This is a genomic window from Variovorax sp. UC122_21 (assembly GCF_044056785.1).
Lineage (GTDB): Bacteria > Pseudomonadota > Gammaproteobacteria > Burkholderiales > Burkholderiaceae_C > Variovorax.
This window is the reverse complement of sequence record NZ_CP172004.1, coordinates 3940344-3952719: the sequence shown is the minus strand read 5'-3', so window position 1 is coordinate 3952719 and position 12376 is coordinate 3940344. Positions and strand designations below refer to the sequence as shown.

At 70.8% G+C, this 12376-nt stretch carries 11 protein-coding genes and 2 pseudogenes; 7 read left to right on the top strand and 6 right to left on the bottom strand.

The features are described 5' to 3' along the window. Window positions 1–9: 9 nt before the first annotated feature. Both ACHMXE_RS31175 and ACHMXE_RS31170 read right to left on the bottom strand, forming a co-directional pair. A complete protein-coding gene (locus ACHMXE_RS31175) occupies window positions 10–390 on the bottom strand; it encodes a hypothetical protein (RefSeq protein WP_395353094.1) in 381 nt (126 codons plus the stop codon). 403 nt (window positions 391–793) lie between these two features. Continuing rightward, window positions 794–1222: pseudogene (locus tag ACHMXE_RS31170) on the bottom strand (reverse transcriptase domain-containing protein); the annotation flags it as partial. Window positions 1223–1479: 257 nt separating this feature from the next. Between ACHMXE_RS31170 and ACHMXE_RS31165 the strand changes: the two are divergent. Next, window positions 1480–2019: a hypothetical protein gene (locus tag ACHMXE_RS31165; protein ID WP_395347944.1), complete on the top strand. Its 540-nt coding sequence runs from the start codon at window positions 1480–1482 to the stop codon at window positions 2017–2019. Between the two features lie 200 nt (window positions 2020–2219). Here the strand turns inward: ACHMXE_RS31165 and ACHMXE_RS31160 are convergent, their stop codons facing one another. Further along, complete coding sequence (locus tag ACHMXE_RS31160) at window positions 2220–2399, bottom strand: hypothetical protein (RefSeq protein WP_395352875.1); 180 nt, start codon at window positions 2397–2399, stop codon at window positions 2220–2222. 226 nt (window positions 2400–2625) lie between these two features. Between ACHMXE_RS31160 and ACHMXE_RS31155 the strand changes: the two genes are divergently transcribed. Next, the gene (locus ACHMXE_RS31155; RefSeq protein WP_395347943.1) at window positions 2626–4023 is read left to right on the top strand and encodes a hypothetical protein; all 1398 of its coding nucleotides are present in this window, start codon (window positions 2626–2628) and stop codon (window positions 4021–4023) included. Here ACHMXE_RS31155 and ACHMXE_RS31150 read toward each other — a convergent pair. Continuing rightward, complete coding sequence (locus ACHMXE_RS31150; protein ID WP_395347942.1) at window positions 3933–5951, bottom strand: hypothetical protein; 2019 nt, start codon at window positions 5949–5951, stop codon at window positions 3933–3935. The two genes, ACHMXE_RS31155 and ACHMXE_RS31150, sit on opposite strands and share 91 nt — an antisense overlap. Window positions 5952–7244: 1293 nt before the next feature. Beyond that, complete coding sequence (locus tag ACHMXE_RS31145; RefSeq protein ID WP_395347941.1) at window positions 7245–8009, bottom strand: DUF1266 domain-containing protein; 765 nt, start codon at window positions 8007–8009, stop codon at window positions 7245–7247. Between the two features lie 157 nt (window positions 8010–8166). On the opposite strand from ACHMXE_RS31145, the gene ACHMXE_RS31140 reads away from it, so the two are divergent. Then, entirely contained in the window at window positions 8167–9276 is a 1110-nt protein-coding gene (locus ACHMXE_RS31140; RefSeq protein WP_395347940.1) for an ATP-dependent DNA ligase, read from the top strand. Beyond that, on the top strand, window positions 9273–9686 hold the full coding sequence (locus ACHMXE_RS31135; RefSeq protein WP_395347939.1) for a hypothetical protein: 414 nt from the start codon (window positions 9273–9275) through the stop codon (window positions 9684–9686). Before ACHMXE_RS31140 ends, ACHMXE_RS31135 begins: the two co-directional genes overlap by 4 nt. A 22-nt stretch (window positions 9687–9708) precedes the next feature. Here ACHMXE_RS31135 and ACHMXE_RS31130 read toward each other — a convergent pair whose 3' ends face one another. Further along, entirely contained in the window at window positions 9709–10920 is a 1212-nt protein-coding gene (locus tag ACHMXE_RS31130; RefSeq protein ID WP_395347938.1) for an NAD(P)/FAD-dependent oxidoreductase, read from the bottom strand. Between the two features lie 161 nt (window positions 10921–11081). Here ACHMXE_RS31130 and ACHMXE_RS31125 point away from each other — a divergent pair, with 161 nt between their 5' ends. The 3 genes and pseudogenes from ACHMXE_RS31125 to ACHMXE_RS31115 all read left to right on the top strand — a co-directional run bounded on the left by ACHMXE_RS31125 (window position 11082) and on the right by ACHMXE_RS31115 (window position 12361). Continuing rightward, the gene (locus ACHMXE_RS31125; protein WP_395347937.1) at window positions 11082–11306 is read left to right on the top strand and encodes a hypothetical protein; all 225 of its coding nucleotides are present in this window, start codon (window positions 11082–11084) and stop codon (window positions 11304–11306) included. A 54-nt stretch (window positions 11307–11360) separates the two neighbouring features. After that, window positions 11361–11777 (top strand): annotated as a pseudogene (locus tag ACHMXE_RS31120) (cupin domain-containing protein). Between the two features lie 74 nt (window positions 11778–11851). Next, window positions 11852–12361 carry an RrF2 family transcriptional regulator gene (locus ACHMXE_RS31115; protein WP_395347936.1) on the top strand — a complete coding sequence of 170 codons (510 nt, stop codon included), beginning with the start codon at window positions 11852–11854 and terminating at the stop codon, window positions 12359–12361. The last annotated feature ends 15 nt before the right edge of the window (window positions 12362–12376 follow it).

Sequence of the window (12376 nt, the reverse complement as noted above, 5' to 3'; positions counted from 1 at the left end):
CCGGCCTTTTCAGGACCACATCTTGCGCAGCACCGCCGAGAGTCCCGAGCCGGCGATCAGCGCGATGAAGAAGCGCATCCAGCCGGCCTTGCGCTGGTAGATGTTGGCGACCCAGATCGCGCCCGTCATGAGGCCGATCAGCCAGGCATCGCGCAGCGACAGCAGGAAGCCCAGCACGTAGGTGCCCTGGATCGCGATGCTGACCCACAGGCCCAGCAGCGACAGCGTGCTGCGTGGCTTCGCGGTTTGCGCGGCCGCGGCGGGCTCGGCTGTGCGCGGCGGTGCCTGCTCGACCCGCTGCGGCTCCTCCTGCGCGCGCTGGCGTTCGCGTTCGGCCTCGCGCTTCGCCTTCTTCTCGGCCGCGATCTGCTCGGGCGTTTTCTCGAGCACCGGTTCGGGCGCGCGCGCGGGTTGCCACCACGTGGGCAGGGGCGCGAGCCCCGGCGGCCGACTGGCGGCGGAAGTGGCCCGCGGGCAGCGGCGCGCGGGCCGGCGTCGCGGCCGTCGCGGGCGCCGATGCATGCTTCGCGGCAAGCGCCTTCACGCGCCGCAGGTAGGGCTCGGCGCGCGCCGGGTCGGCCATCGCGATGAAGTTCGCATAGCCGCGCAGCGCGGCGACCAGGTCGTGCTGGCCGTTCCAGTGCAGGCCCTGCGGACCGTGGCGTTCGGCCTGGTGCAGCACGGCGCGAAAGCGCCGCAAGGTGTCGCGGTCGGTCGAGAGCTTGTCGTTGACCACGATGCCGGTCACGTGCTGCTGCTGGTGGCGGCGCATCACCTGCTGCTTCTCGGGATGCACCACGAAGCCTTCGCTGGCCACGATCTGCTTGGCGCGCCACAGGAGCTTGCCGACGTCGCGGCCATGTTCGGCATCGGCCGAGAAGCTCAGGTCGTCGGCATAGCGCGTGTAGCGAAAGCCCAGCTTGGCGGCGCAGGCGGCCAGCCGCGCGTCGAGCCGGCGGCACAGCACGTTGGTGAGCATCGGGCTGGTGGGCGCGCCCTGCGGCAGCACGCGCTCGCCGCGCGCGACGAAGTAGCGCTCGCCGTCGAGCTCGACCTCGTCGGTCGGCGCCTCGGTCGCGAGCAGCGCGAACAGGGTCGCGACCTGCGGCGAGTAGCCGAGCTGGCGGAACACGCCGCGCACGCGGCGCAGGCCGATCGAGGGAAAGAAAGTCCTGGAGGTCGAGGTTGACCACCACCGCCTGCCCCACGTGCGGCGCGGCATTGCTGAGGATCGAGCGGCCCGGCAGGAAGCCGTGCACGGCTTCGTGCACCGGCACCTTGGCCAGCACGTTGTCGAGCACCCAGTACTGCGCGCGCTTGAGCCGCGGCATCGGCGCCGAGATCCGGCGTTCGCCGCCGGTCTTCTTGGGCACGGTGAAGCGCTGGTAGTGGCTCACGCGCGCGACCTCGCGGTGCCAGGCCAAAAAAGCGCAGCTCGCCCAGCTCCAGGCCCATGGCGCGCGCGAGGTCGGTGGCGTCGTGCAGCGCCGGCAGCGCATGGTGCGCGAGCGACTGTTCGTCGCTGCGCGCCTCGTTGAGGCCGCCCGAGACGCCTTCGCCCAGGTACAGCAGCTCGCGCTGGCGCCGGCCGTGCCAGTCGAGCGCGCGCGCATGGCGCTGTTGCGCGAGGCGCTGGCGCGTTTCCTCGCGGCGTTCGCGCGCCCGCGCCATGCGCTCCTTGCGCATCGACTTGAGCGCGGTCTCGCGGTCCTCGATGCCGCGCAGCTCGTCGCCCAGATCGCGCAGCGCGGTCTGCAGCTCGCCCTCGCGGCGGATCAGTTGCGCCTCGACCGTGGGCTGCGCTGTGTCGCGCGGCCAGAAGCCCAGGCGCTGCATCTCCTCGAGCACGACCTCCTGCTTGGAGCTCGCGCGGATGCGCGCGTAGAGCTGCTCGCGCGTGAGTGCCGAATCGGGGACGGAGGAGGGAGAGGGTGGGGTCATGGGCGGTGTGCGCCGCATGGACCGATGCACTGGAAGAAAAAGATGCGAACGGGACGGGAATCTCGTCGAAGAGCCTGAAGACTGGACAGCTCCACTCGACGCCGTACGCGCATGGTGGCGCGATGAGCTTCGAAGAAGCCGCACCGTCATCGCGCCACCATGCGCGTACGGCACAGTGAAGAGATGTCCAGTGAAGCCTGGGAAGTGCTGAGATCGAGGATGGCGATGCGCCATCCGGATTGCAAGAGCCTTCCCGCCCCGTTCGCAAAACCAGTGTATCAGCCGATGCTTGCAGTCCTTTCTTCCGAGTCGGTCGCGGGCGTCGGTGCGCCCGCGGTGGTGCCAAGGGCCAGCGCGGCCGAGGCCGTGGCCAGGCGCAGCGCGAGCATGTGTTCGCACGGCCCCTTCGTCATGCGCAGGCGGATGAAGTGGTCGCACTGGCATTCGCCGGTGGCCACGCGCTGGTCGGCATCGAGCTGCAGCCGCACCTGGTACTGGCGCGAGGACTTGGTGCCGCACAGGCCGCTGAGCAGCAGGCCGCCGTCGGCACGGGCCTCGACCTTCGTGTCCTTCAGGCGTCCGGCCTGCACCAGTTCGGCGGCGGCCGCTTCCTCCGGGCTGGCATGGCGCAGCCCGCTCCATCGGCAGCGGCTCGCGGCTCAGTTCGCGCAGGCGCCACACGCCGTGCGCGATGTCGTACACCACGCGCCCGGCCTGCACATAGCCGCCGAGCGCCGACTCGACGGTGAGCGGCGAGAGGCCGGTGGCCGCGGCCAGTTCGGCGGTGGTGGCGCGCCAGCGTTCGCCCAGCGCCGCGAACACGCGCAGCAGGCTGTCCTGGTCGACGTCATGGCGCGGCTGCAGCAGCTCGAAGTGGCCGTTGCGCGACCAGTCGTTGGCGGTCCAGCCCGACAGGCCCAGCGTGAACTCCATGTCGGGCAGCCGCGCGACCCAGAAGCTCGGCATGCCGGTGCCCAGCAGGTGCACCGTGAAGCCCTGTGCGACCGGCACCAGCCGCTCGAGCTGCAGCAGCCGACGCCGGCCCCAGACGCGGATGTCGATGTCGGCGGGCGCGTCGTGCGAGGAACGCGGGCACACCAGTTCGTGGCCCCAGGGCTCGAACAGGATGCGCACCGGCTGCCCGGGCCGCAGGATGAAGCGCAGCGAGCGCGGGCCCGCGCGCTCCTTGCGCCGCCGCAGCACCAGGCAGATGTTGTGCACGTCCATCGGATGCAGCTGCAGCCGGTGCGCGGGCAGCAGCATCGCGCTGCTGACCTGCAGGAAGCCGCGCACCCAGCTGTCGGGCACCTCGATCTTGGGTTCGTGGAAGGCCGGGTCGTTGCCGCTCTGTACCTGGAAGCCGCCGGGATCGATCGCCAGCCGCGTGGCCTTGTAGTCGCGGATCTTCTGGAACTCGTCGTAGAGCGACTCGGAGTAGTCGACGTTGGTGGTGCCGAAGGCATGGTCGCTCACGCGGTCGAAGACCTCGTGGCCGCAGGAGAACATGCCGTAGCTCGACTCGTCCTGGCTGAAGCACTCGAAGAACACGCGGTCGGGATGCACCGTGATCACCGGGTCGAGCACGAACCAGGCTTCGCGGTTGACCTTGTAGAGGTGGTCGAAGTAGCGCTTCTGCGCCTTGTAGAAGGGCTGCAGCATGGCCGACTTGCGCTGGCGCAGCACGTCGAGCTCCTCGCGCAGCGGCGCCATGCGGGCCTTGAGCTCGTCGCTGCGCGCCATGTACTGCGCGAGCAGTTCGCCTTCCTGGCTCGCGAGCCATTCGAGGTAGGCGCTCTTGTCGCGCGGCTGGAAGCGCAGGTCGCCCACCACCACGTCGTGCAGCGCCGACATGCCTTCGCGAAACGGCAGGTGCCGGTTGACCTCGCCGATGAAGTGCACGGGCGCGCGCAGGGTGTCGGGCGCGAACTGCAGCGCGGTGCTGGTGGGCGTCTGCTGCGCGCCCGAGTGGCCGAAATAGCGGTACTGGAACTTCATGCGGCGGGACCTCCGGCGACGGCGGCCCGGCGTGGCGCGACGGCGCGCACGGGCGCGGCCTGCAGCGGGTTCTCGAGCGCCGGATAGCGTTGCTGGATGTCGCGCAGGCCGGTGACGTAGCGGGCGCGCTCGGTGATGGCGCCGCTCACGGCCTGGCGCGCGAACACGCGCGCGACGATGCGCGCCGCCTCTTCGGACTGTTCGGCCTGCGCCGCGAGGAACTCGCTCACGCGCGCCTTCGCGAGCCGGCCGCGGTTGGCCTGCGACAGCACGGTGAGGAAGTAGGGCTCGAGCCGTGCCAGCACCTCGGGCTTGCCGCCCGCGGCCGCCGCCAGCCAGTTGGTCACGAACAGCTGCATGCCGCTCGAGGGATGCTGGCTCAGCTGCAGCATGTAGGCGGTGACGTCGGTGAGTTCGAAGTGCGCGGTCAGCAGCTCGCGGCCCAGGCGCTGCGCGCCGGGATCCTTGTGGTCGCACAGGCGCACCAGCAGCGCGGGTGTCCATTGCGGTGACTGGCCTTGCGATGCGAACCACTGGCGCGCCCAGGCGAGCGCATCGTCCCAGCGGCTGTCGAAGATGCGCAGCGCGTCGTCGAGCTGCGCGAGCGTGCGCTCAGGTTGCGCGGCGAGCTGTTCGCAGGCCCATTGGCGCGCGGCTGCGGCATCGACCAGCCCCAGGCTCGCGGTCTGCAGCACGTCGAAGGCTTCGGCCGGCTGCTGCGGCAGCAGCCAGGCACCCAGCCGTTGCGCGCCCTTGCTGCGCGCCTCGAGCAGCCGCACGGTGGTGGCGCTGTCGCCCGCGCGCGTGTGCGCGGCCAGCGGCCCGCACAGCCACTGCAGCAGCGAATCGAACACGCCCTCGGCCGCTTCGGTGCGGAACAGCTCGTCGCGCAGCATCGGCATCAGCGCCGCGCCGAAGTCCGGATGGCCGGGCAGCAGCTGCGCGAGCTTGGGCGCGACCGCGCTGCGCACGCGCGGCATCGGGCTGGCGCAGAACACGGCGAACAGCGCCGGCTGCGCGAGCAGCGTGTCGTCGGGCAGCGCGGTGAACAGGCGCACGCCGGCGCCGCGCAGGCGCTCGTCGTCCGACTGCAGCAGCCGCGTCAGCACCTCGATCGGCAGGCCTTGCACGGATGCCGGATGCAGCAGCAGCCACTCGGCCGCGAGCGCGACCACGTCGGGGCTCGCGTGGTCGAACAGGCCCAGCAGTTCGGCTAGCGGCGCCTTCGCGCCGGCTTCGCGCAGCGGGTTCTGCAGCGCCCATTGCAGGTTCTCGCAGATGGCTGCGAGTTCGGGTGCCTGCGCATCGCAGCGCGCGAGCCAGTCGAGCAGCGCGGTGCACAGTGCGTCGAAACCGTCGGCGGCGTCGGGCTGGCCGGCCGCGGCCTGCAGCAGCAGGCGCGAGGCGCGGCGCACCTCGGCATCGGCCGAGACCAGCAGGCGCAGCAGCAGCTCGACGTCGCGGCTGTAGCGCGCCGGGTCCTCGGCGATCAGGTCGAGCGCATGGCGACGTGCTTCGTCCAGTGGCGAATCGATCAGCGGCACGAGCCAGGGGCCGGCGGGCTCGCCGGCCTCGATGCGCTCGCGCACCAGCGCCAGGGCGAAACGCGCCGTGTCGCTCCAGACGCTCGCGAGCAGTTCGCGCAGCACGCTGCCATCGAGCGCCTGGCAGAAGCTGCGGTTGTCCTGCAGCGCACGCGCCGCGAAGGCATGCACGCCGGCGCAGCGCGACTGCCGCATCAGCTGCAGCAGCGCCTCGGGATGGCGGTCCCAGCGTTCGGGCCAGGCCTCGCCGCGTTGCGCGCGGTGCTCGGCCGGCGGCGTCTCGCGGCGCCAGTAGAGGCCGCCCGCCAGCGCGGTCCATTCGGGGTCATGGCGATGCAGCAGCTGCATCACGACCAGCCAGCGGCTGTAGGGGCCGCTGTGCCAGACGCGCGTCTCGCGGTTCCAGCCTGCATCTTCATGGCGCGCCGCGACGGCCGCGTCCGCATCGTCGGCCGCGAGCAGCACGCCCATCGCGAGGCGCAGCCAGTCGCGCTCGTCGGCCGCGCCGCGCAGCGCGAGCCGGCGCAGGGTGCGCCAGGTGCGGCGGCGCAGGTAGTCGTGCGTGCGCTGGCTAACGCGAGCCGGCTGTCGGGGCGCACGATCTCCTTCGCGATGTCGACGTAGCGGCCGTTGAGCATGGCCCATTGGCTGGTGCCGCGAAAGCCCGCGCGCTGCGTTTCGAGGCGCTGGTTCAGCAGGCCCAGCAGGCGGTAGTCGCCCGCGAACTCGGCGCCCTTGTAGAGCCGGCGCCAGGCGCGGAAGCTGCCCGCGGCCAGCGAGAGCTGCTGCGCCAGGTCGTGCAGCGCACGGCGCGCCAGGCCGGCGGGCTGGTCTTCGTCGAGGCCTTCGAGCAGCGCGAGTTCGAACAGCTGCTGCGTCCAGTCGGTGTGCGCGAGGCTCTGCCAGTGCGCGGGATCGGCGAGCCGCTCGCGCAGCAGCGCGGCGGCCTCGGCCACCGGCACGACCTGCGCCTCGGTCCAGGCGCGGCGCAGCGAGCCGGGCCAGTCGTCGACGATGCGCTCGGCCTCTGCGGCGCGCCGTTCGGCGGGCCACAGCGCGAGCGCGGCCCAGCGCGCGATGCGCGTCACCTTGGGGTCGGTCGCGCGGCGCGAGAGTTCGACCATCGCCTCGAAGGCGCCCGCGTCGCCGCAGCGGCCGATGGCCCAGGCGATGCAGTAGTCGAGCATCGCGTCGCCGGTCTCGATCAGTTCGACCAGCCGCGGCACCGCCTGCGCGAGCCGGCGTTCGCCAAGGCGCCACACGGTGCGGCTGCGGCGCAGCGGCGGCAGCAGGCGCCAGGCATCGGGCGCGATGCGGTCTAGAAGAAGGGTGTCGGCAGGGGAAAGGGACGCGGCGGCGATGGGGGCGGCCGGTGCCGATGCCACGACCGGCGCGCCTTCGAGCGCGAGGCCGCGAGAGAGCTGCGCGGCGAGCGCATCGCCGAACACCGCCATCGCCTTGTCGAGCGCGAGCGGCGAGGGTGTCAGCACGGTCTCGCGCCACTGCAGTCCGTCGCGACTGCTGCTCAGGTGCACCACGTGCCCGGCGTCGGCGGGCAGCTCGAACAGTTCGATGGTGACGTGTTCCGTGACCGTCGATGTCCCCGGTCTCGTTCGTGTGAGTTTCTCGGATCGAATGCGCTTCACGCGGAGGCCTCCCTGCCTTCGGTTGAATGCCCCGATCCTGCAGTGTGGCCGGTCGGGGCAGCCGCCTATCTTAGGCCCTGATACTGCACGCTTCGATGACGCGCGGATGAGCGCCGGCTCACCACGCCATCTGCCGCCACGGGCTGTGCTCGTGCGAGAGCAGGTGGGCGGTGGCGCGCTGGAAGGTGTCGGTGTCCTCGGCGATGCGGTCGAGATCGTGGGTGGCGAGCCAGAACGCGCGCCCGACCACGAAGCTGTCGCCGAAGTCGCGCCACGACTGGTAGGCGGGCTGCGCGAGGCGCGCCGCGCTCGCGATCGCGTTCCACGACTCCTCGGCGCGCAGCAGCCGCGCATCCTGGATCAGCCGGTGCAGCTGCACCAGCCGGCCCATGTCCCAGGCCATGATGCTCGCGGGCAGCGGCCGTGGCAGCTTGTCGAACAGGCCTTCCTCGGCGGCCTCGTGCCAACTTTCGTAGTAGTCGCGCGTGCTCTCGAGGTCGAGGCCGCGCGCCACCGCTTCGCCGGGCAGCGCCGCGAGGTTGGCCTGCGCCACTGCCGCCGCATCGCTTCGGCTGCCGCGGTGCAGGCGCTCGACGCGCGGGTTCACCACCGCGTAGTGCGCACGATGGCCCTGCGAGAGCAGCGACTCGGTGACCTCGCGCGCGCTGCTGGCGTTGGTGACGCCCCAGGCCGAGGCCAGCAGCGCCACGGCGGTGGCGCGGTCCGATTCGGTGGTGAGCGCGTTGATCGGCAGGTAGGACTCGGCCGCATAGACCGCGCCGAGCGCGAGGCCGCGATGCTGCGCCGGCGTCAGCGGCGTGCTGTCCTCGAGCCGGTTGAAACTGAATGAAAAAAGCTTGCGGACCTTGTCCAGAAATCCCATGGCGCCGTCCCCTTGTGTTCGCCTGTGCGGGCGTAGGCTAGGTGCGCCGGGCGCGCGGCGCCAGTGCCTAAAGTCATTGGGCGACATCGCGTGTGCTGTGTAGCATCGCAGCGTCGTGCCATGCCACGGCGCCGTTCGTTCCATCGCATCCGCCGCCATGTCCAGCACCGAATCGCTTTCGCAATCCAGCTTCCTCTACTTCACCGGCCAGGGCTCCGACAAGGTCTACCAGGTCCACCTGCGGCCCAAGGACGAGGGCTGGGTGGTCGACTACGGCAACGGCCGGCGCGGTGGCACGCTCGCCACCGGCACCAAGACCAGCAGCCCGATCGGCTACGAGGCCGCGCTCAAGATCTACCAGAAGGTGGTGAAGGAGAAGACCGGCAAGGGCTACACCACCGATGCATCGGGCGCGCTCTACACCGCTTCCGAATTCGCGGGCCGCATGAGTGGCGAGCTGCCGCAGCTGCCGACTCTCATCGCCGAGACGCAGCTCACGCGCTACCTCGACGACCCCGGCTGGGGCCTGCAGGAAAAAGCCGATGGCGAGAACCGCATGCTGGTGATCGAGGAGGACGCGGTGCGCGGCACCAACCGCCGCGGCCTGTTCGTCGACATACCGCAGGCCTGGGTCGCGACCGCCGCGCTGCCCGCCGGCCGCGCGGTGATCGCGGGCGAGCACGTGGGCGACGGCTTCCTGGCCTTCGACCTGCTCGAGGCCGCCGGCGAGGACCTGCGCGCGCAGGCCTTCGTCGAACGCTTCCGGCGGCTCGAGGCCTTCGCGACCGCCTTGCCATGGATGGCCGTGCTGCCGCTCGAGACCGAGGCCTCGGCCAAGCACCGGCGCGCGGCCGAGTTGCGCGCCGCGCATGGCGAGGGCTTCGTGCTCAAGGCGCTGGCAGCGCCCTTCGCCGCGGGGCGCAGCAACGCGAGCCTCAAGTTCAAGTTCCAGCAGAGCGCGACCTGCGAGGTGCTGCGCGTCAATGCGCAGCGCTCGGTGGCGGTGGGCCTGCGCGACGAGGCCGGCGTGCTGGTCGACCTGGGCAACGTCACCGTGCCGCCGAACGAGGCGCTGCCCGCGCCCGGCACGCTGGTCGAGGTGCGCTATCTCTATCGCTATGCGGGTGGCAGCTTCGAGCAGCCGGTCTATCGCGGGCAGCGGCCCGACATGGCGGCCGAAGATGCGCTGCTGTCGCAGGTCACGCGCATCAAGGACCGCGGTGCCGTCGCGGAAGAAGAGCGCGACGACGGGAGCGACGTCGCGTGAGGGGCCCGCACCGCATCGCCTGCGGCCTGGCCATGATCGTCGCGCTCGCGGGCTGCGAGCGGCCGGAGCCGCCGCCACCGCTGAGCAAGGAGGCACAGATCACGCGCGATGCGCCGCCCGAGCTGATGTTCCGCGGCACCTTTGCCGGGCGGCCGATCCACCTGGTCGTGAACGACTGCGAGGTCTACAGCGTGCGCAGCCTCGAGGGCGGCGAGGTCGAATGGACCTCGGTGCTCAAGCCCGAGTTCTATCCCTTCTTCAGCGTCTGCCAGCGCGAGTCGCTGCAGGTCGAGGGCAGCGTGATGACGGCCCGACTGGGTCGCATGGCGGTCGGTGCCGGCGGTTGCTGCGCCACCGGCGGCACCTACCGCTCCACCGACGGCATCGCCTGGAAGCGGACCGGGTACTGACACCCGGCACTCGCGACGCCGCTCAGGCCACGACGATGCGGCCGGGATCCGCCGAGCGCAGGATTTCTGCGCGGTCGCCGGTGGGCGGATAGATCCACTCGGTGTTGATCTGGTGCTTGAGCGCTTTCGCCTCGGCACCTTCCATCTTCACTTCGCGCGACCAGCCTTCGGTGTACACGGCGCCCCAGGGGCCGAGGTCCAGGCAGGTCACGTACTTCGGCTGCGAATAGGCGATCTTCGGCAGCCCCAGCAGGTCGGCCGCGACGTTGTGGCCGGCCGAGCGGCCCAGCGCCATCGCATGCTGGCACGACATCATCGCGACGTTGCCCTCGTCGTCGGTGGCGGCGCGCGCGGCATCGCCCGTGACGAAGACGTTCGGAACGCCCGGCACCTGCAGGTTGCGGTCGACGAGGATCCGGCCCGCGGCATCGCGCTCGGCGGGGATCTGATGCGTCAGCGCGGTCGCGCGCATGCCGGCGGTCCAGATCACCGTCGCTGCCTCGATGCGCTCGCCGCCCGAGGTGGTGATTCCCTCGGCGTCGATGCTCTCGACCTCCACGCCCAGCCGCCAGCTGACGCCTTGCGACTTCAGTGCCTTCTCGATCACCGGCCGCGGACCCGGCCCGAGGTCGGGACCGATTGCATCGGCGCGCTCGACGACGATCACGCGCGGCTCGATGTCGCCGCCCATGATCTCGCGCAGCCGCGCGGGCATCTCGGCCGCGGTCTCGATGCCGGTGAAGCCGCCGCCGACCACCACGATGGTGTTGCGCGCGAGCGAGGAGGGCTGCTGCGTGAGCTTGCGCAGGTGCGCGTCGAGTGCCACGGCGTCCTCGTACTGGTCGACGCTCAGCGCGTGCGCATGCAGGCCGGGCACCGGCGGGCGGAAGAGTTGGCTGCCGGCCGCGAGCACCAGCCTGTCGTACGAGAGCGTCTGGCGCGCGCCCGCGGCGTCGACCACGTCGACCTCCTGCGCATCGGTGCGGATGTGGTCCACGCGTGCCGCGAGGAAGCGCACGCCGACGGTGTCGAACACGGACTGCAGCGGCGCCTTCATCGCCTCCTGCGGCACTTCGTAGAGGCGAGGGCGCACATGCAGCGTGGGTTCGGGCGCGACCAGCAGGATCTCCACGCCGTCGTTCGCATGGCCTGCCATGTCGAGGGCGCGCGCGGCGCTCAAGGCGCTCCACATGCCGGCAAAGCCGGCGCCTACAACCAGGATTCGTTGGGTCATTTTGGATGGTTCGGTTCTTCGAGTTTCATGTCCCGCGGCGCAGCGCGAAGGGTGCGGCGCGCACGGGGTCTTCAAGACGATCCGCTGTGGATCGCTTAACTACGACTATACTGGTCGTAGTAAAAAATTCAATCGCCGATTTCATGAACCGACCTCTCGCCATGCTGGGCGCGTACACGAACATCCTTCGATGCGAGTCCGCGATCGCGACGGGCGACGAGACGTGGCGCGCCATCGCCGCGCTGATGCTGCCGTGCTATCGCAATGCGCTGAAGGTGTCGGCCCAGGGCCTGAGCGCCGATGAGCAGCGCGCGTTCGAGCGGCTGGTGGTCGATGTCCATGTCGACGGCGAATCCATACGGGTCGCCGCCAACGACCCTCGTTAGACGCACGGCACCCGCTCGTGCACATCCGCAACGCCAACCCAAGGAAGACCTCCCATGAAAACCGCATCGCTCGCACTCGCGCTCCTCGCCTTCACCGCCGCGGGGTCCGCCTTCGCGGCACCGCCCGAGCCGCAACGCGAAGTCATCGTTCCGGCCTTCGCCCATGCGATCGCCAACGTGCCCGGCAAGACGCTCACGGCGCTGATCGTCAGCTACGCCCCCCGGCGCGAAGACGCCCGCGCATCGCCACGGCCAGGCCTTCGTCGTCGGCTATGTGCTGGAAGGCGCGATCGCAGCAAGCTCGACAACGGCCAGGAGGTCGTCTACCGCGCGGGCGAGAGCTGGACCGAGCAGCCCGGTGCCCACCACGCGGTGAGCGACAACGCGAGCGCCACCGAGCCCGCGAAGCTGCTCGCGATCTTCGTGGCCGATTCGAAGGAGAAGAACCTGGTCACGCTCGACAAGAAGTGAGCGCCGCCGCCGCGCCGCTCCGCGCGAGAGGTGGCTCAGTTACGATCCGCCCCTCCATTCCCACGGGAGCCAGCTTGAGCCACATCAGTGCCGGTGTCGAATACGGACTGCATTGCCTTCTCTATCTGTCGGGGCCTCCCACCGGAGGCACCGAAGCCAGCGTGCGCGACCTCGCCGAGCTCCAGGGCCTGTCGGTGGAGTTCGTGGCCAAGCTCTTCACCAAGCTGCGCAAGGCCGGCCTGACCGAGGCGACCGAGGGTAAGAACGGCGGCTTCCGCCTGGCCAGGCCCGCCGACCGGATCAGCGTGCTCGAGGTGGTGGAAGCCATCGACGGGCCGAAGGCGCTGTTCGAGTGCCGCGAGATTCGCGGACGCTGCGCGATCTTCGACGGCGAGGCGCCGCGCTGGGCGATGGACGGTGTCTGCTCGATCCACGCGGTGATGCTCGAGGCCGAGGAACGGATGCGGCAGGTGCTGTCCTCCCAGACGCTGGCCGACCTGGCGGGGCGCGTGGGCGCCAAGGCGCCGCACAGCCACGCGGGCAAGGTCGTGCACTGGATCGAGACGCGCAAGGCGCAGGGTTGACGCGTTCCTCGCGAT